Annotated in this window: 14 protein-coding genes; 2 read left to right on the top strand and 12 right to left on the bottom strand. The window is 72.0% G+C overall.

Annotated elements, in window-relative coordinates:
* Positions 1-16 precede the first annotated feature (16 nt).
* The 7 genes from ACOWU6_RS05960 to idi are packed head-to-tail and all read right to left on the bottom strand — an operon-like array spanning position 17 to position 5493.
* A complete protein-coding gene (locus ACOWU6_RS05960) occupies positions 17-877 on the bottom strand; it encodes a prenyltransferase (RefSeq protein WP_421075060.1) in 861 nt (286 codons plus the stop codon).
* A complete protein-coding gene (locus ACOWU6_RS05955; RefSeq protein ID WP_271173524.1) occupies positions 867-1169 on the bottom strand; it encodes a lycopene cyclase domain-containing protein in 303 nt (100 codons plus the stop codon). The genes ACOWU6_RS05960 and ACOWU6_RS05955 overlap by 11 nt, the downstream gene beginning before the upstream one ends.
* A complete protein-coding gene (locus ACOWU6_RS05950; protein ID WP_421075059.1) occupies positions 1166-1495 on the bottom strand; it encodes a lycopene cyclase domain-containing protein in 330 nt (109 codons plus the stop codon). The genes ACOWU6_RS05955 and ACOWU6_RS05950 overlap by 4 nt, the downstream gene beginning before the upstream one ends.
* Positions 1492-3036, bottom strand: coding sequence for a phytoene desaturase family protein (crtI, locus tag ACOWU6_RS05945; RefSeq protein ID WP_421075058.1), 1545 nt, complete (start codon positions 3034-3036; stop codon positions 1492-1494). The genes ACOWU6_RS05950 and crtI overlap by 4 nt, the downstream gene beginning before the upstream one ends.
* Complete coding sequence (locus ACOWU6_RS05940; protein ID WP_421075057.1) at positions 3033-3905, bottom strand: phytoene/squalene synthase family protein; 873 nt, start codon at positions 3903-3905, stop codon at positions 3033-3035. The genes crtI and ACOWU6_RS05940 overlap by 4 nt, the downstream gene beginning before the upstream one ends.
* Entirely contained in the window at positions 3902-4948 is a 1047-nt protein-coding gene (locus tag ACOWU6_RS05935; protein ID WP_421075056.1) for a polyprenyl synthetase family protein, read from the bottom strand. Before ACOWU6_RS05935 ends, ACOWU6_RS05940 begins: the two co-directional genes overlap by 4 nt.
* Positions 4948-5493 carry an isopentenyl-diphosphate Delta-isomerase gene (idi, locus tag ACOWU6_RS05930; RefSeq protein ID WP_421075055.1) on the bottom strand — a complete coding sequence of 182 codons (546 nt, stop codon included), beginning with the start codon at positions 5491-5493 and terminating at the stop codon, positions 4948-4950. Before idi ends, ACOWU6_RS05935 begins: the two co-directional genes overlap by 1 nt.
* Before the next feature lie 84 nt (positions 5494-5577).
* On the opposite strand from idi, the gene ACOWU6_RS05925 reads away from it, so the two are divergent.
* The gene (locus ACOWU6_RS05925) at positions 5578-6135 is read left to right on the top strand and encodes a MarR family winged helix-turn-helix transcriptional regulator (protein WP_282979358.1); all 558 of its coding nucleotides are present in this window, start codon (positions 5578-5580) and stop codon (positions 6133-6135) included.
* Between the two features lie 10 nt (positions 6136-6145).
* Complete coding sequence (locus tag ACOWU6_RS05920; protein ID WP_421075054.1) at positions 6146-8197, top strand: SpoIIE family protein phosphatase; 2052 nt, start codon at positions 6146-6148, stop codon at positions 8195-8197.
* A gap of 10 nt (positions 8198-8207) precedes the next feature.
* Here the strand turns inward: ACOWU6_RS05920 and ACOWU6_RS05915 are convergent, their stop codons facing one another.
* The 5 genes from ACOWU6_RS05915 to ACOWU6_RS05895 form a co-directional block, all read right to left on the bottom strand.
* Positions 8208-10274, bottom strand: a complete 2067-nt coding sequence (locus ACOWU6_RS05915; RefSeq protein WP_421075053.1) for an acyl-CoA dehydrogenase — start codon at positions 10272-10274, stop codon at positions 8208-8210.
* A 169-nt stretch (positions 10275-10443) separates the two neighbouring features.
* Positions 10444-11868 (bottom strand): DUF222 domain-containing protein, encoded by a 1425-nt coding sequence (locus ACOWU6_RS05910; protein ID WP_421075052.1) that lies wholly within the window; start codon positions 11866-11868, stop codon positions 10444-10446.
* 75 nt (positions 11869-11943) lie between these two features.
* Positions 11944-13134, bottom strand: a complete 1191-nt coding sequence (locus tag ACOWU6_RS05905) for an HTTM domain-containing protein (RefSeq protein ID WP_421075051.1) — start codon at positions 13132-13134, stop codon at positions 11944-11946.
* Positions 13131-13880 carry a DUF5819 family protein gene (locus ACOWU6_RS05900; protein WP_271173514.1) on the bottom strand — a complete coding sequence of 250 codons (750 nt, stop codon included), beginning with the start codon at positions 13878-13880 and terminating at the stop codon, positions 13131-13133. The genes ACOWU6_RS05905 and ACOWU6_RS05900 overlap by 4 nt, the downstream gene beginning before the upstream one ends.
* Positions 13881-14021: 141 nt before the next feature.
* Positions 14022-17519 (bottom strand): choice-of-anchor G family protein, encoded by a 3498-nt coding sequence (locus ACOWU6_RS05895; protein WP_421075050.1) that lies wholly within the window; start codon positions 17517-17519, stop codon positions 14022-14024.
* Positions 17520-17654 lie beyond the last annotated feature (135 nt).

The following is a 17654-nucleotide window of genomic DNA, read 5'->3' as shown; positions in this document are numbered from 1 at the left end:
CGAGGGATGGTCGGGCTCAGGCCGTCTGCAGGGCGAAGACGATGAGGAGCATCGTCACCGCGAAGCCGACGGCGTAGTTGATCCAGAGGAAGCGCCGCCAGCCGCGATTCGCGCGCGCGGAGTCGGCGTCGGACACGCGCGCGTACGGAGCGGCGGTCGCGAGATAGGGGAGCGCGAGCGGAGCGGCCCAGGCCGCCGTGCCGCCGACGGCGAGCACGAGCAGGGCCGCGGCGATCCACGCGGCGAGCGCGAAGCGCACCGTGCGGGCCGCGCCGAGAGCCGTCGCGATCGACGCGATCCCGCCCTCTCGGTCGGGCACGACGTCCTGCACGGCGCCGAACGCGTGACTGGCCACGCCCCACAGCAGGAATGCCGCGAGCACGAGGAGCGCTCCGCGATCGGGTGCGGCCCCCGCGAGCACGATCCCGTAGACGGCGGGGCTCGCGAAGTGCACGCTCGAGGTGAGCGAGTCGAGGAACGGCACCTCCTTGAACCGGAAGGGCGGCGCGGAGTAGGCGACGACCGCGAAGAGGCTCACGGCCAGGACGGCCCACGACGCCGGCCCGCCGAGAAGCACGAGCGCGATCGCGAACGGCAGGCACGACACCGCGGCGGCGGTGAGCACGACGCGGTGCGCGGCCGGGGCGAGCAGGGCGCCCTCCACGCCCCCCTTGCGGGGATTGGCGAGATCGGACGCGTAGTCGAACACGTCGTTCACGCCGTACATGGCGAGGTTGTAGGGGATGAGGAAGAACACGGTGCCCACGATCAGAGCGAGGTCGACCTCGCGCGCGGTCAGGAGATACGCGGCGGCGAAGGGGAAGGCCGTGTTGATCCAGCTGAGGGGCCGCGATGCGACCAGCAGGTCACGGATCATCTCGGCGCCTCCTCAGGGCGACCCACAGCGCGGGCAGCAGGATGGCCGCCGCCAGCGGGTAGGCGAAGTCCTCGAGGGGCGCGAGGCCGATCCGCACGCCGGAGATCCGCTCGTCGTCGTACGCGAACAGGCCGACCGCGATCATGACGCTGTCGAAGACCGCCGTGAGCACGACGAGCGCGGCGGCGGCGAGCGCGACCGCGCTCAGCCGCGGGCGGCGCCGGGCGGACAGTGCCAGGGCGGAGGCCACGGCGACGGCGAGGAACGCCGCGCACAGGACGACGTAGGTCATGGCCGCCCCCTGTCGCGAGCGGCCAGAAGTCGGTCGGCGCCGCAGAAGAGCACCATCGTGAGCTCGCAGAGGAAGAGGAGGAACACGGGCTCCTCGACGGGCAGCTCGGGCGCGATCACGAGGCCGGTCATGACCGCGGTCTCGGCGCGGAAGAAGATGCCGAGGGCGATGCCGGCGGCATCCCACGCGAGGAGGAAGACGAGCCCGGTGGCGAGGACGAGCGCCGCGCGCGCGGGAGCGCGCCACACGAACAGCCGGAAGCGCCGGTCGACCGCCAGCACGCACGAGAGCGCGAGCAGGAGGCATCCGAGGTAGACGAGGCTCACAGCGGCTCCGGCAGCGGGCCCGCGGAGACATCGCCGCGCAGGCGCTTCACGACGAGCTCCGCGCTGATGAGGCACATCGGCAGCCCGATGCCGGGGATCGTCGTCGCCCCCGCGTAGAGGAGGCCGCCGACGCGGGCGGATGCGTTCGAGCCGCGCAGGAGCGCGCTCTGGCGGAGCGTGTGCGCGGGGCCGAGCGCTCCCCCGCGCCAGGCGCCGAAGTCGCGCTCGAAGTCCGCTGGCCCGATCGTCTGCCGCACGACGATCCGCTCGCGCAGGTCGGGCACCCGCGCCCATGAGGCGATCTGGTCGATCGCCGCATCGACCGTGCGCTCGACGTCGGCGTCGCCCGCGCCATCCGCCCCGCCCGATCCGATCCCGGGGTCGGCCGGCACCGGCACGAGCACGAAGAGGTTCTCGTGGCCGGCCGGCGCCACCGTGTCGTCGGTCGCGCTCGGGCGGCACACGTACAGGGACGCGGGATCGGGGATGCGACGCGCGGGGCCGTAGATCGCGTCGAATCCGGCATCCCAGTCGCGCGTGAAGAAGAGGGAGTGGTGCGCGAGCTGCGGCAGCTCGCCGCGCACGCCGAGGAGGGCCAGCACCGCCCCGGGGCCCGGGTCGCGGCGGTCCCACCAGGCCTCGGTGCGCGAGCGGTGCTGCGAGGGCAGCAGGCTCTCGGTGACCCGCAGGTCGGCGCTCGAGACGACCACGTCGGCGACGAGGCGCGTGCGGGAGCCGTCCGCGCGCTCCGCCTCGACCGCGCGCACCGCGCCGGCCGCGACCTCGATGCCGGTGGCGCGCCATCCGGCGTGCAGGCGCGCGCCGCGGTCGCGGGCGAGCGCCGCGATCGCGTCGATCACCGTCCCGAATCCCCCGCGCGGATAGAGCACGCCCTGGCCCACGTCGAGATGGCTCATGAGGTGGTACATGCCCGGTGCGCGCGACGGCGAGGTCCCGAGGAAGACGGCCGGGTAGCCGAGCACCTGGCGCGCCCTGCGGTCGTCGGTGTGCCGCGCGATGAGGCGGTCGAGCGGCTCGGCCAGAAGGCGAGCGAGACGCGGCAGCCGCCGCAGCGTGCGGGTGTCGAGCAGGGGGCGGAGCGACGCGAACGTGCTGTACAGGAACCGCTCCGTGGCGAGGTCGTAGGTCTCCGCGGCCGAGGCGAGGTAGGCGTCGATCCGCGACGCAGCGCCGGGATCGAGCGCCCGCAGCGCCTCCCGCGCGCCGTGCGCCGGCAGGTCGAACGGCACCTCGTCGCCCTCGAACCACACGCGGTAGGCGGGGTCGAGCGGCACGAGGTCGAGCTGCTCCGCCGCCGTGGTGCCGAGGAGACGGAAGAAGTGGTCGAACACCTCGGGCATGAGGTACCACGAGGGGCCCGTGTCGAACGTGAATCCGTCGACGCGGCGCCGGCCCGCGCGACCGCCGAGCTCGTCGCGGGCCTCGATGAGAGTGACGTCGTCGCCCTCCGCCGCGAGCAGGGCGGCGGTCGCGAGGCCCGAGATGCCGCCGCCGATGACGACGACCGTGCGCGCGCTCATGCGCGCACCGCCGTCGGGCGGTCCAGCGCTGCCCGCACGAGCACGGCGGCCTTCGCGCGGCGCGGCAGCGAGACCCGCCGCTCGAGGAGCTCGCGCGCAGGCGTCGCGCGAAGGACATCGTTGAGACGGGAGAAGAGGCCAGCCGCCGCGGCGGTCGCCCGTCGGGACCTCCGCGGCAGCCGCGTCAGAGCCGACGACGCGACGGCGAGGTCGGAGTCGACATCGGAGACGATGCGGAGCTTGTCGTCCTCCGACAGGGCGCACGGGTCGACCCCCGGGAAGTACGAGCGGCCGAGCCGCTCGCGGTCATCCGCCAGATCGCGCAGGAAGTTCACCTTCTGGAAGGCCGCGCCGAGGCGCCGCGCGCCCTCCTCGAGCTCGTCGTCGATGAGGAGCGCGCGGTCCTCCTGGGCGAACGCGCGCAGGCACATCGACCCGACGACCTCCGCGGAGCCGTGGATGTAGGCGCGATACGTCGCCTCGTCGCGGATCTCGGCGCCGTCGGCGTCCATCCGCATCGACGCGAAGAAGGGGCGAACGAGGGTCTCGGGGATGCCCGTGCGCCGCGCGGTGTCGGCGAAGGCATGCACGACGAGGTTCGCGCTGAACCCGCACGAGAGCGCCCGCAGGGTCTCGCCCTCGAGCTCGTCCAGGGCGGCTCGCCGCGCAGCGTCGCCGAGCCCCGCCTCGCTCGCGGGGCCGTCGACGATCTCGTCGGCGACGCGCACGAGCGCGTAGACGTCGGCGATGTGGCCGCGGACGCGCGGGGGCAGCAGGCGGCTCGCGAGCCCGAACGAGGACGAATAGGCGGGAAGCACGCGGGACGACGCCGCGCGCGCCGTTCGGGTGTAGAGGTCCAGGGCCGTCATGCGTCCCGCTCCGCACAGCGCCCGACGAGCGCATCCAGCTCCGCCCGCAGCCCGTCGGGGATCGGCGCGGCCGCGATCTCGCGGCGCGTCGCCGCGCTCTGCTCCGCGATGAGCCGCTCGATCTCGTCCGCCGCTCCGCTCGCGCGGATCGCATCGCGCAGCAGAGCGGCGTCGTCCTCCTCGAGAGAGCGCCGGCCGAAGAGATGCGCGACGTCGCGCCACGCCGCGTGCGGCTCGGCGAAGGCCACGAGCAGGGTGCGCTTGCCCTCGCGCAGGTCGCCGAGAGCGGTCTTGCCGGTGCGCTCCTCCGTGCCGAAGACGCCGAGGACGTCGTCTCGCAGCTGGTAGACGAAGCCGAGCTGCGTGCCGATCCGCTGCAGCGCCGCGTCGACGAGCGGCCCGGCGCCGGCGAGGACCGCGCCGACGCGCAGCGGAGCGGCGAAGGAGTAGCTCGCGGTCTTCTGCTCCATCATGCGCACGATCCCGGCGGTGTCCGCGGGCACGGCGCCGAGACTGAAGCCGACGTCGGCGTGCTCGCCCGCCGCCGTGAGGAACAGACTCTCGTCGACGATCTCGTGCACGGCGGCGCGCGCCGGCGACTCGATGCGGGACACGAGCGCGTGCACCGCGCTGAGGAGCAGGTCGCCCGCGAGCACGCCGGACGCGGCGCCCCAGGACGTCGCCGCGTCGGATCCGAGGCCGCTCTCGATGGCCTCGGTCGCGAACGCCCCCGCGAGATTCGGACGGCCGCGGCGGACGAGATCGCCGTCCAGGACGTCGTCATGGAGGAGCAGGGCGGTGTGCAGGAGCTCGATCGCGGCGGCGGCCGTCCGCGCCGAGGAGTCGTCCTTGCCGCCGAGACGGTCGTGCGCGGCGAGCACGAGCCGGGGGCGCAGGCGCTTCCCGCCGCGCGACGCGTCGGCGAGCCGCTGCCAGAGGCGGGCGTAGGGCGCCCCCAGGCTCGCCGCGCGCTCGATCCGCTCGGCGAGGAAGGCGCCGAGCACGTCCTCCACCCGCTCAGGCGCGCTGCGCACCGCCGACATCACGGCGTCCTCGCCGCGGCGCCCGCCTGCACGAGCTCCTGCCGCTGCCGGACGAGCCACGGGCTGAATGCCCACGGCGCCGCGGCGAGCGCGACGTCGAGGTCGGCGGGGTCGACCCATCGGGCCTCGACCACCTCGTCCGGGCGCGCAGAGAGCTCGCTGTCGGCGACCGCGAGGTAGACGGGGCAGATCTCGTTCTCGACCATCCCCGAGGCGTCGACCGCGCGGTATCGGAAGTCGGGCAGGGCAAGCCGGATCGCGCGCAGCGAGAGACCCAGCTCCTCGCGAGCGCGTCGCTCGACCGCCGCCGGGATCGGCTCGAAGGGCGCCGGATGTCCGCAGAACGCGTTGGTCCAGACCCCCGGCCACGTGCGCTTGGACAGGGCGCGGCGGGTCAGCAGGATGCGCCCCGCGTCATCGCTCACGTGGCAGGAGAACGCGAGATGGAGCGGCGTGCGCGCCCCGTGGACGCTCGCCTTGTCGGCGACGCCCGTGGGACGGCCGTCCTCGTCGAGGAGCACCACCCGCTCGTCGTGACCCGTCATCGTCCGCATCGCCTCTCCCACCGTGTTATTAGCTAAGCTAGCAATCAACATAGCTGATTTTCCGACGGAGGGTAAGCTCACGCTGTGCCAGAAGACCACGCGCCCCGCGACGAGCGGTTCTCGATGCTCGATCCCCGGGTGATCGATCCCGACGAGGAGCTCGTCCAGCGCGCGCACCTCACGGATGACGAGCTCGCTCAGGTCGTGCGCGTGCTGGAGGCGCTGCAGACCTGGCGGAACGCCGAGCGCGCCATGAGCGAGGCCTCGCGCCGCTACATGAAGCTCGGCGAGACCGATATGCGCGCCCTGCGCTACATCATCGCGTCGCAGCGTCACGGCGCGGTCGTGACGCCGAGCTCGATCGCGGCCCACCTGAGCATCTCGACCGCGTCGACGACCAAGCTCCTCGATCGTCTCGCGGCGGGCGACCACATCCGGCGCCTCCCCCACCCCCACGATCGGAGGAGCCTGGCGATCGAGGTGACCGAGGAGACGCGGGCATCGGCGCGGGCGAGCGTCGGTCGCACGCATGCGCGGAGGTTCGACGTCGCCGCGGCCCTCGCGCCCGACGAGCGAGAGGTCGTCATCCGCTTCCTCGAGGCACTCGCGGCCACCGCGCCCGCCCCCGACGCCCCGGAGTGAGGACAGCGCCATGACCGCGAACCGCCCCGCGCGGATGGCTGTGACGGTCGCCTCGGAGGCATCGCTGCTCGCGGGGTTCGCCCTCGCGTACGCCCTCGCCGCGATCGCGGGGCGCCTGACGGTGCTGCCCGACAGCGGGATCAGCATGGTGTGGCCGGCCGCCGGCGTCTCGGTGCTGTGGATGGTCGCGCGAGCGCGGCGTCCCTGGATCGCCGTGGACCTCGCGCTCATGGGGGTCCTCACGTGGGCGGTCGTCTCGGCGACCGGCGGCGCCCCGCTGCAGAGCGCGCTCGGCGGGCTCGCCGCCGTCGTGCAGGCCGTCGTGTGCCGCACGGTGCTGGCTCGGCACTGCCCGCGCGTCTGGTTCAGCCGCGCCGGTCGCCTTCTCGACCGCCGCGAGCTGTGGTGGTTCCTGCTCGCGGCACTGGCCGGCCCGCTCATCTCGTCGCCGCTCATCGAGCTCGACGGGCTTCTGTCGGGAACCGGATGGCAGTGGAACGTCATCCTCCTCTGGTGCGCGCGCAACCTCGGCAGCATCGTCGTGCTCGTGCCCCTCGGCTTCATGGTGGGCGACAGCGTGCGTCGTCGGCGCGCGGGGCTCCCGATTCTCCGCCTGTCCGACCTCGGCGCCGGCCTCGCGTCGCGCCCGCTCGAGTGGTTCGCGGTGCTCGTGCTCTCCCCCGCCGTGCACGCCGCCTGGTTCTCGGGATTCGCCGAGCCGACCGTCGTCTTCCCGCTGCTCACACTGGCCTGCTGGGCGGGCGTGCGCCTCCCGGCGCGGTTCGTCATCGGACACGGGGCCCTCGTCGCGGTCGTCGCGATCGCCCTGACCGCGAGCGGCATCGGCCCCTTCCTCGGGCTCGACGATGCGACGACGCAGATCGCGGTCGCCCAGCTCTACACCGTGCTCGTGTGCACGATCGGACTCGCGCTCGCGCTCGACAGGGACGACCGGCACGCGCTCGCCACCGCGCTGCGCGAGGCACGCGACGGAGCGCAGGCTCAGGCCGAGCTGCTGCGCACGATCGTCGACACGATGACGGAGGGCGTGCGGGTCGTCGACCGCGACGGCGGCATCGTCGTCCGCAATCCCGCCGCACGGCGCCTCCTGACCGGCGACGACACCGAGCCCGCGGAAGGCACAGGCGACGCGGACGACCTCGCGGGCCTCCGCCATCTGGACGGCAGCCCGCTCGCCGACCATGAGCTCCCCTTCCGCCGCTCACTCGCGGGCGAGGACGTCAAGGACCTGCCGCTTCTCGTGCGGCCGCCGGTCGCCGACGAGCGCACCGTCGCGTTCACAACGGCCCGGCTGCCCGCTCGCGCGGGAGGCGGCGTCGTCACCGTCCTCCGCGACGTCACGCTCGAGCGCGCCGAGCTCGAGCGCGCCGCGCAGGTGCAGGCGGCCCTCCTGCCGGTCGCCCAGCCGCGGCTGCCCGGCTACAGCCTCGCCGCGCGCTTCGTGCCGGCCGGATCGGTGGGCGGCGACTTCTACGACTGGCACGAGGTGGAGGACGGCGCCGTCATCACGCTCGCGGACGTCATGGGCAAGGGCATGGGCGCGGCGATCCTCGCGGCGACGACACGCTCGCTCCTGCGCGCCCACAGCGCCGACGGCGAGGTCGTGCGGCCGCTCGTCGAGACCGAGCGCCGCATGGACGCCGACCTCGCGAATGCGGGTGCCTTCGTGACGGCCTTCCGCGCGTTCGTGCGCGCATCGACCGGAGAGATCGCCTACGCCGACGCGGGCCACGGGCTCGCGGCGATCGTCCCGCCGGAGGGCGACGTCCGGCGCCTCCCCGCGGGCGGCCTGCCCCTCGGCATCGCGCCGGACGAGCAGCGCGAGGCGGGCGCCGAGCGCCTGGCACCCGGCGAGACCCTGCTCGTCGTGAGCGACGGCATGCTCGATGCGGTCGGCGGCGGGCTCGACGACCTCGCGCCCGTGTGGCGCCGGGTGTCGTCAGCGCGTTCGGCGCCCGAGGCCGTCGAGGCGGTCGTCGAGCTCGCGGCGCACGGGACGCCGGACGACGACCTCACCGTGATCGCGCTCCGCAGGCGCTGACCGGCGGCGGTCAGCGCGCGGGCTTCTTCTCCTTGACCGGAGCCTCGCCGCTGGCACGGAGGGCCGCGTAGTACGCCGCCGCCTCCTCCTGACGCGCCTGCTCCTGCCCGGACGCGATGGGCGCCCGGACGTGCTCCGGCTCGAAGCCGAACGCGTCGACGAGGTCCTGAGCGTGCGGGCGGAGCCGCGCGCAGAGACGGTCGATGTAGCTCGACACGGCCGCCGCGCGCTGCGTCGACAGCCGCCCGTTCAGGAGGTACCACGCGAGGTGCTTCTCGATGAGCCCGAGGCCGAAGAGATCGCGGAGCCACGTGAGCACCTGACGGGTGCCCTCGTCTTCCACGCGCTCCACGGCATCGGTGAAGGCCTCCCACTGCAGCAGCTCGCCGTGGGCGCGGGCGGCCTCGAGGAGGGCGACCTGGTTCTCGTTGAACAGCTCTGCCGCCTGTGCGGGCGAGAGGCGAGACGCGAGACGCAGGCGGCCCGCGACATCCGCCGTCATCCGCTGGACGCGATCGGTGAGGAGCTCCTGCTGGTCGTGGGCGCGCAGCCCCAGCTCGACCGAGCGCGCGGTCGAGCCGAGGTCGGCGAACGCCTGCCCCAGCCGGCGCAGGCCCGCGCCGTGGAAGATCTTGTCGGCTGTCTCGCCCACCGCGTAGGCCGCGAGCGCCCGTGCGTCCTTGCCCGTGAACTGCTTTCCGTAGTCCGAGAGCAGGCGCTTGCCGACGAGCTGGAGGAGCACGTTGTTGTCGCCCTCGAACGTGACGTAGACGTCGAGGTCCTGGTGGAGGGTCACGAGGCGGTTCTCGGCCATGTAGCCCGCTCCGCCGCAGGCCTCGCGGCACTCCTGGATGGTCGCGAGCGCGTGCCAGGTCGAGAGCGGCTTGAGTGCCGCCGCCAGCGTCTCGAGGTCCTCACGGGATTCGTCGGTGTCGGCGGTGCCGCCGAACACGCCGTCGAACTTCACGAGCAGCTCGTCGTGCGCGAACGCCTGGGCGTAGGTCGTCGCGAGGAGCGGGAGCAGGCGGCGGCGGTGCTTGGCGTAGTCCAGGAGGACGGTCTCGCCGGCGCCCGTGCCGCTGTCGAACTGCCGGCGCTGATTGCCGTACGTGACGGCGATCTTGAGCGCGAGGCCCGACGCCCAGGTGGCGGACCCATCGAGCGAGACGCGGCCCTGCACGAGCGCGCCGAGCATCGTGAAGAAGCGGCGGCCGGGGCTCGCGATCGGGCTCGAGTACGTGCCGTCGGGGGCGACGTCGCCGTAGCGGTTCAGGAGGTTCTCGCGCGGCACGCGGACGTGGTCGAAGTGCAGGCGCCCGTTGTCGACGCCGTTGAGGCCGCCCTTGACGCCGTCGTCCTCGCCGCCGACGCCCGGGAGGAAGACCCCGTTGTCGTCGCGGATCGGCACGAAGAAGCAGTGCACGCCGTAGTTGACGCCCTTCGAGATGAGCTGCGCGAAGACCGTCGCCGCCTTGCCGTGCACGGCCGCGTTGCCGAGGTAGTCCTTCCAGGCGCCGCGGAACGGCGTGTGGATGACGAACTCCTCCGTCTCGGGGTCGTAGGTGGCGGTGGTCCCGATCGACTGCACGTCGGAGCCGTGCCCGCTCTCGGTCATCGCGAACGCGCCGGGGATCTTGAGGCTCATGATGTCGCGCAGCCAGCGGTCGTGGTGCTTCTTCGTCCCGAGCTGCAGGACCGCACTCCCGAAGAGCCCCCACTGCACGCCCGACTTGATCTGCAGGCTCGGGTCGGCGAGGACGAGCTCCTCGAAGCCGGCGAGGTTGCCGCCGTTCGTGTTCCGACCGCCGTACTCGGTCGGGTAGGCACGGGCTCCGGCGCCGGCGTCCGCCAGCAGCTGCGTCTGCTCGAGGACGCGCTCGCGGTGCGCGTGGTGGCTGAGGCCGTCGATGCGCCAGAACGCCGAGTCCTTGATCATCTCGCGCGCCTCGAGCCGGATGTCCGCCCAGGTGCCGAGGAGCATCCGGGTCACGGCCGGGATGTCGATGCGGGCGTCGTCGGCTTCTGCGGCGACCGGACGCGAGCCAGGCTGAGCGGGACGAACGACTGTGTCGACCATGGGCACACCTCTTCTGCGGGGTGGGAAGGATGTCTCTCACGATAGGCGCCCGACAACGACGCGTCCGGGAGTTTGTCCAGGGCGCACAGCGCGGCCCGGCGGCGCACGGCCGCGGTGTTGTCCGTCGGCGACAGATGCGGACGACGGTGATCCGCCGCCGCCCCCGCGCTCAGGCGGTGAGCGCGTAGCGCGCCCGGCCGCCCATGCGCGGCGCGCGCAGCGGATCGAGCCACGCGGGTGGGATGAACCACGGAGTGCCGTCGCGACCGACCCCGTCGATCCGGATCTCCCACCCGTCGTCGTGGATCCGGTGGTGACATCGCGTGCACAGGAGGATGCCGTTGTCGAGATCCGTGCGACCGCCCTGCGACCACCAGCGGATGTGGTGCGCGACCGTGTGACCCGGGGGCGCTCCGCAGAACGCGCACCCGCCGTCGCGCTCCGCGAGGGCGACGCGCTGCGCGGGAGTGAAGGACCGGTAGCGGTAGCCCACGTCGAGGCATTCGCTTCCCGTGCCGAGCACCATGGGGATGATGTCGGCATCGGCGGCCATCCTCCGCACCATCCCGGCGGTCACCGGCTGCTCGACGCCGTCGATCGTCGCGAACCCGACCGCGCACCCCGCGACCCCGTCCGGCTCGCCCGGCACGTGCACCTCCGCGGCGCCCTCGCCGAGGGGGCGGACGCCCGTCGCGGCCAGGAGGTCATCCAGCGCCATCCGCACCACGACGGTCGATGTGGGCCGCGTCGGCACCTGCTCGCAGCCGAGCCCGTGGCGGGCCAGGTCGACCAGCACGTCGGCCTGCATCTGCACGACCGAGCGGTCGTCGCGCATGGCCTCATCGGCGCACTGCTCTCTGCGCCGCAGGATGCCGGTGACCGACGAGTCGATCGCCGTCAGCACCGGTGCGGCGGACTCCGCGTCCAGCCAGCCGGAGAACGAGACGCCGCCGTCGCGGTCGCGGCGGAACGTGAGACGACGGGCCGCGTGCGCCGCGCCCTCGCGGGGCGCCGCGCCGTCGGGATCGAGACGGGCCTCGGCCTCGAGGAGGAGCTTGCGCAGCGCGTCGCTCGTGAGGCCCTGTGCGTGCTCGACGAGCACCTCCTCCATCCGCTCGCACGCCGCCGTTCCGGCGCGGACCACCACTCGGTCGAGCAGCGAGATGATCGCGCCGGCCGACGCCATCCCGAGCAGGCCCGCCCGCATTGCGGCCGCGACGTGCGGATGCTTCGCGGGAAGGGTCTCCCCGACCAGGTTGGCGCGCGGGGCGATCGCCTCGCCGACCTGGATGAGCCGGGCAGCCTCCGCGGTCGCGGCCCCGGTCTCCGCCGAGATGAGGGCCGCGGGTGAGGAGAACCCCTGCCTGCGCGCGAACCCGTCCTTGCCGAGCTCGCGCCGGGACTGCCGCGAGACCTCCGCAGCGACCGCCGCGAACCCCGCATCCGCTCTCCGCTTCACCTCGCCGAAGCGAGCGAGGAGCGACGACAGCTCGCCGGGAGCCGCACCGCCGGGCTCGAGCCGGTCGCACACCCGCTCGAGTGCCTCGCAGGCCTCCCGCAGATCCTCATCGATCGCGGGGAACATCCGTTCCATGCCTCTATGCTACTCTGGATCCCGACATTCGTACAGAGATTCGCATCATCAGCAGGTAACGAATCGATAACGGCACTAGCGACGTCGGGCGCGCACTCCGCCTCCCGCGCCGACCGGCCGCCCGCGCTCCGCGCGATCGTCGCTCACGACGGGGTCCGCCTCTGATGCGGGCTCGGTCTCCGCTGCCGCTTCCCGCTTCGCGTCGTCGTCGCTGCGGAAGCTGCCCTTCACGATCTCGAGCGCGCGCTGCCATGTGCGGTCGCGGATGAAGATGAAGTCGATGCCGATCATCGCGAGCGAGAACCACGGCAGGCCCATCAGCACGCCGATGCCGATGTGGAAGCTCATGATGCCGAAGAGCGCGAGGATGCGGGTGGGGCGCGACAGGAGCATGAACGGGAAGGCGATCTGCAGGATGATCGACCCCCAGCTCGCGATCGTCACCGCCGGGCCCCATGCGGTGATGAGCTCGCTCAGCACGGGCCACGTGCCGAAGCGCTCGGTCATGAGCGGGTTGTAGACCGCGTAGCCGCCCGACCAGGGGTCGCCGCCGGCCTTGTACAGGCCGCCCGAGACGTACACGAAGCAGACCTGCGCCGTCATCGCGACGAGGGCGAGGTTGTGGAGGAGGTTGCTGATCTCGCGCGGCAGGATGGTCCGGTCGCCGCCCCGCGCGCGACGGCGGGCGTCGAGCGACCAGCGGGCGGCGGGGTCGGCGAAGAAGAGCAGGATCAGCACGATCCGGTACATGTTGTCGCCCTGGTCACCCACGGCGTCGTTCATCTCGATGAAGCTGACCCACAGCACGAAGTAGGCCGGCAGCACGATCTTGAAGCGCCATCCGAGCGTGAACAGCACGGCCAGCGCAAGCAGCACGAGGTACAGGACCGTGAAGAGGCCGTCGTCGAGGCGCACGCTGTCGAACAGTCCGAACAGCCAGATCTTCGGGAAGTCGCTGACCGGCTCGGCAGCCTCGCCGTTCCATGCCGACCCCGAGCCGAAGGTGTAGAGGCGGGTCGAGAAGTTCGTGAGGAGCAGGCCGACGCCGGTGAGGCCGAGCAGGATGCGCGTGACGGCGATGCCGTAGAGCGACTTCTTCGAGTCGAGGAGCCACGCCTCCGTGAAGAGCCACGCGCGCCGGGCGACATCCCACACGATGCGCAGCAGCTCGGAGACGAGACGACCGAGCGCGCGCGGCGTGCGGGCGGCGATCGCGCGCGCCTCGTCGAGGCGATCCGCGATCCCGGCCTTCTCGCGCGCGCTCATTCGGCCATCCGCTCGTAGGCGGGGAGGAAGACGTCCTCGAAGGCCTGCTGGGACTGCCCGTCGTTCACCACGAGCCCGCGCCATCCGGTCGGCGAGTACTGGATGGCCGGGCGCTCGGCCTCGGGATCGTGGCGATCGGCGAACGGGATGACGTTCTGCCGCGTGGCCTGGTACTGGACCCGCTCGACGTCGTCGCCCCACACCGCGAGCGCGACCTGCGTCGCATAGGCCGTCGCGCGGTGCTCCTGAGCGACGTACGCGTCGACGACCTCAGCGTCGCCGTACGCCGTCATGGCCTCGGACATCCGCGCCTCCCAGTCGTCCTTGAAGTAGTTGAGCTCGGCGACGGCCTTCTGATCGTCGTTGAGATCGGCCCAGGCGCCCTTGAGCTGGCTCGAGACATCCATCGCCTGGATGCCGGCGCGCGGCGTGAAGAGGTTGTAGCGGATCATCGAGAGCTCGACGTCGCTCGCGCTGACCCACTCGGTCTCCTGCCCGTCGACGATCGCGCGGACCTCGAACCGGTAGTCGCCGTTGATGGGCTCGGGGGCGAAGACGCTCCAGGACTGGCCGAAGAACGGGAGCATGTACGCCGAGAGCGCCTTCTGCGAGACGACCTCGCGCAACGGCGACCACGGCGCGATCCAGAGGAACGACGCGAAGACGTGCCAGGCCGTGAAGGCCACCGCGAGGATCATCACGACGCGCGTGTACACACGTCGTCGTGGGACGGTCTTTTCGGGCACTGGTGCCGCCTCCCCTGGCCAGAGTTCCTTGCCAACCGACTGTGCCCCGGTGAGCGTTCACCGGGGCACTGCCGATATCCCAAAAGGTTACCGGGTGCTTCGGGCCTTGCCAGCCCGAAGCACCCGGCTCTCACGTCTGGATCAGACGTCCGCCCCGCGGCGGCGCACCATCATCCAGATGGCGGCGCTTCCGAGAAGCATCGCTGCGGCGAGACCGCCGAGCGGGAGGGCCAGGTCGCCGCCCGTGGGCGAGAGCTGACCGGACTTCGCGTAGACCTCGAAGGTTGCGTCGACCGAGCCGGACGTCGCGCCGACGAGCTCGACACGGTGGTCGCCCGTGGGCGTGCCCGACTTGATCGTCCACGTGAAGGTCACGTCGCCGTTCTCGTCAGCCACCTGGGTGCCCAGCTCGTGCGGCGTCGAGTACATCGTCGCCTCGACGGTCTCACCCGGCTCGAAGCCGTGACCGTAGGCGATCTGCACCTGCCCGACCATGCGGCGGTCGTGCTCGAGCTCCATCGAGATCGCGCTGCCGTCGGAGTCGCTCGACGCGTTGGCATTGGCCGAGGCCGTCGCCGACGAGTCGCTGTCCGAAGCCGAGTCGCTGTCCGAGGCGGACGAGCTGTCGGCAGCGGCCGAGGCCTCTGCGGCGGCGTTGGCATCGGCCGAAGCCGACGCCTCAGCGGTCGCGTCGGCCGAAGCCTCAGCGGTCGCGTCAGCCGTGGCAGCAGCGGTCGCGTCAGCCGAAGCCTCAGCCGTGGCGTCAGCAGCGGCCTCAGCGGTCGCGTCAGCCGAAGCCTCAGCAGTCGCGTCGGCCGAAGCCTCGGCGGTCGCGTCAGCCGAAGCCTCAGCGGTCGCGTCAGCCGTCGCAGCAGCGGTGGCGTCAGCCGTCGCGTCAGCGTTGGCAGCGGCCTCAGCCGAGGCGTTCGTCGACGAGTCGGCGTTGGATGCCGCCGCGGCAGCCGCGGAGGCGTTCGCGTTGGCAGCAGCGGTCGAGTCCGCCTGCGAGTCAGCCTCAGCCGACGACTGCGCAGCAGCCTGAGCCGCAGCGGTCACGTCGGAGTCAGCCGTCGTCGAAGCGTCCGACGAAGCGTCAGCCGTCGCCGCTGCCTGAGCAGCCGCAGCAGCCGTCGCGTCAGCCGCAGCCGAGGCGTTCGTCGTCGCGTCCGCGAGAGCGGCAGCCTGCGCCGCAACCTGAGCCGACGCGTTGCTGTTGTCATCCGCGTTCGCCGAAGCCGACGCCGAAGCCGAAGCGTTCACATCCGCGTCAGCGTTCGCGGCGGCGTTGACCGAGGCGTCCGACGACGAGTCGGCGTTCGAAGCGACCGCAGCGGCCGACGAAGCGTCCGCGTTGGCAGCAGCCGTGGCGTCCGCCTGCGAGTCAGCCTCAGCCGACGACTGCGCAGCAGCCTGAGCCGCAGCGGTCACGTCGGAGTCAGCCGTCGTCGAAGCGTCCGACGAAGCGTCAGCCGTCGCCGCCGCCTGAGCAGCCGCAGCAGCCGTCGCGTCAGCCGCAGCCGAGGCGTCCGTCGTCGCGTCCGCAAGAGCCGCAGCCTGCGCCGCAACCTGAGCCGACGCGTTGCTGTTGTCATCCGCGTTCGCCGAAGCCGACGCCGAAGCCGACGCATTCACATCAGCGTCAGCCGCAGCCGAGGTGTCAGCCGTGGCGTCGACCTCTGCATTGCCCTCGACGATGTCGAACGTGTCCTGGGCCGGCGTCTGCGAGACGTCACCCTCGGCGACGACCACAACGCCAGCCTGGGGCTCCGCGTCAGCAGGAACCGTGTAGTCGAACGTGAACTCCGCGAAACCGTCGCCGTCCGCATCTGTGGTTGCGGTGCCGACCACCACACCGTCGATCGTGATCGTCACCGTCTCGTTAGGAGCGAAGCCGGCGCCCGTGATCGTCACGGTCTCGCCTGCCTCAACCGAACCCGGCTCTGCCGTGATCGACGTGTCGTAGACGACCACGTCCAGGGCGCGGACGGACGAGGAGCCCAGCTCCAGCGTCACCGACGCGTCACCGAGGATCGGAAGCAGGTTGACGCTCAGCGCACGAACCGTCGAGCTGCCGGCGCCGAGGTCGCCCTCGGCAGGCTGCTCGTTGATCGTGAGCTCGGCGACCTGCGAGAGAACGGGCTCGAGCGCGTTGTCCATCAGGTTGGTCACGATCGGGTTGACGACGCCGTTCACCGTGGTGCTGAGGTTCGTCACCAGGGTGTCGATCACCGGCTGGAGGATGCCGCCGAGCTGGCCGACGACCGGGTCCAGGAGAGGCGTGACCAGGCCCAGAAGACCACCGAGGATGCCCTCATCCGCGATCTCGAGGCTCGCCGGAGCGTACCCCTCGACACCGAGCACGCCGCCGAGCGTCGCCTGACCGCCCCCATCGCCCTGAAGCGACACCGTGGTGTTGGTCGCAGGAATGCCGAGGAGCGAGACCGCGAGGTTGAGGTCCAGGTTGACGCCGACACCGTAGATGCCGTCGGAGATGAGGTTCGTCAGCTTCGTCGTCAGCGAGTTCGGTCCCGTACCGGTGAGAGCGTCCGTCACTCCGCCGACAACGGCGTTGACGACCTCGTCGGTGAGCACCGAGGTGTTCGCCGGCAGCTCATTGAGGTCGGTGTAGCCGCCCGCCTGAAGCAGGAGCGCACCGAGATCCACGCTGATGGAGCCGTTGCTGAGATCGATCGAGACCGAAGCCGGCTCGGTTGCGGTCGAGTTGTCGAGCGGCGCCGCCAGGAGCTCGGTCTGAAGGGAGTTCGTCAGCGCCGTGGTGTCGAGCCCGAGCTCAGCCACCGACGCGTCGATGCCCCCGAGCCCGAGGACGTTGATCGCGTCGAGCGCCGACACCAGCGAGGTGACGAGGGTCGAGATCGCCCCACCCTCGCCCACGAGCGCGTTCACCGGCGCAAGCACCGGGTCCAGCACGTTGTCGACGAGCGTGGTGGTGTCGGCGAGCACAGGGCTCGTCAGGTTCAGCTGAAGGTCGGCGATGCGGTAGAGCGACGTGACGTCGGTGCCGTTCTTCTCGATCTGCGACCCGACGGCGCCGATCGTGATGCCGGCCTCACTCAGGACGGTGTCCGTCAGCTCTTCGCTGATGACCTGCGAGAGCAGCGCCGTGAGGTCGAGGCTCGCAGGCTGGCCGACCGAGTCGTACGCCGAGAGATCGAGCGCCCCGTTCTCGCCGAGCAGACCGGAGGCCGCGATCGAGCGGTCGAGGGTCGGCGACGAGGAGTAGCTCTCCGCGACGCCGATCGCGCCGAGCTCGAGAAGGCCGGGCGACGATGCATCCGGCTTCACGAGCGGGAGGTCGACTCCCAGCCCGAGGTTGACCAGACCGAGCACCTCGAGGTCGAGCGGCGAGCGCTCCTCGCGGGGCCCCTCCGCAGAGAGCTGGCTGAAGGAGCTTCCAGCACCGGCGACGTCCAGTCCGAGCCCTTCGGCCCAGATCAGGTGGCCGTGCGCCGCCGAGTCAGCCTCGGTTGTGATGGTGTCGGCGTTCGCCGCGCCTGTCGTGTTCACATTCGCCGCGTAGGCGACGCCGCCCGCGACGAGGCTGGCCGCGGCCAGCGTCGCGATAGGCGCGAGCCTTCGCTTGCGGGGCGCTCTCGCGCCCGCAGTCGAGTTATCCATGGGTCTCCTGGTTCTGGGGTAGGGAGAACGCCATGCACGGGCACCCCCCGGGCACACTGTGCACACACGTCGAATTTGAGTATGGCGTTATATCAGTACGCATGTCCAGTGTGGGATACCGGTTGTGACGCGGCG

It is taken from the genome of Microbacterium sp. SA156, from assembly GCF_049065455.1.
Classification (GTDB): Bacteria; Actinomycetota; Actinomycetes; order Actinomycetales; family Microbacteriaceae; genus Microbacterium; species Microbacterium barkeri.
This window is presented reverse-complemented; position numbering and strand designations above follow the sequence as displayed.

Coding starts and splice junctions, on each gene's coding strand:
- ACOWU6_RS05960 (WP_421075060.1), bottom strand. CDS start 877: ATGATCCGTGACCTGCTGGTCGCATCGCGGCCCCTCAGCTGGATCAAC.
- ACOWU6_RS05955 (WP_271173524.1), bottom strand. CDS start 1,169: ATGACCTACGTCGTCCTGTGCGCGGCGTTCCTCGCCGTCGCCGTGGCC.
- crtI (WP_421075058.1), bottom strand. CDS start 3,036: ATGAGCGCGCGCACGGTCGTCGTCATCGGCGGCGGCATCTCGGGCCTC.
- ACOWU6_RS05940 (WP_421075057.1), bottom strand. CDS start 3,905: ATGACGGCCCTGGACCTCTACACCCGAACGGCGCGCGCGGCGTCGTCC.
- ACOWU6_RS05935 (WP_421075056.1), bottom strand. CDS start 4,948: ATGTCGGCGGTGCGCAGCGCGCCTGAGCGGGTGGAGGACGTGCTCGGC.
- idi (WP_421075055.1), bottom strand. CDS start 5,493: ATGACGGGTCACGACGAGCGGGTGGTGCTCCTCGACGAGGACGGCCGT.
- ACOWU6_RS05920 (WP_421075054.1), top strand. CDS start 6,146: ATGACCGCGAACCGCCCCGCGCGGATGGCTGTGACGGTCGCCTCGGAG.
- ACOWU6_RS05915 (WP_421075053.1), bottom strand. CDS start 10,274: ATGGTCGACACAGTCGTTCGTCCCGCTCAGCCTGGCTCGCGTCCGGTC.
- ACOWU6_RS05910 (WP_421075052.1), bottom strand. CDS start 11,868: ATGGAACGGATGTTCCCCGCGATCGATGAGGATCTGCGGGAGGCCTGC.
- ACOWU6_RS05905 (WP_421075051.1), bottom strand. CDS start 13,134: ATGAGCGCGCGCGAGAAGGCCGGGATCGCGGATCGCCTCGACGAGGCG.
- ACOWU6_RS05895 (WP_421075050.1), bottom strand. CDS start 17,519: ATGGATAACTCGACTGCGGGCGCGAGAGCGCCCCGCAAGCGAAGGCTC.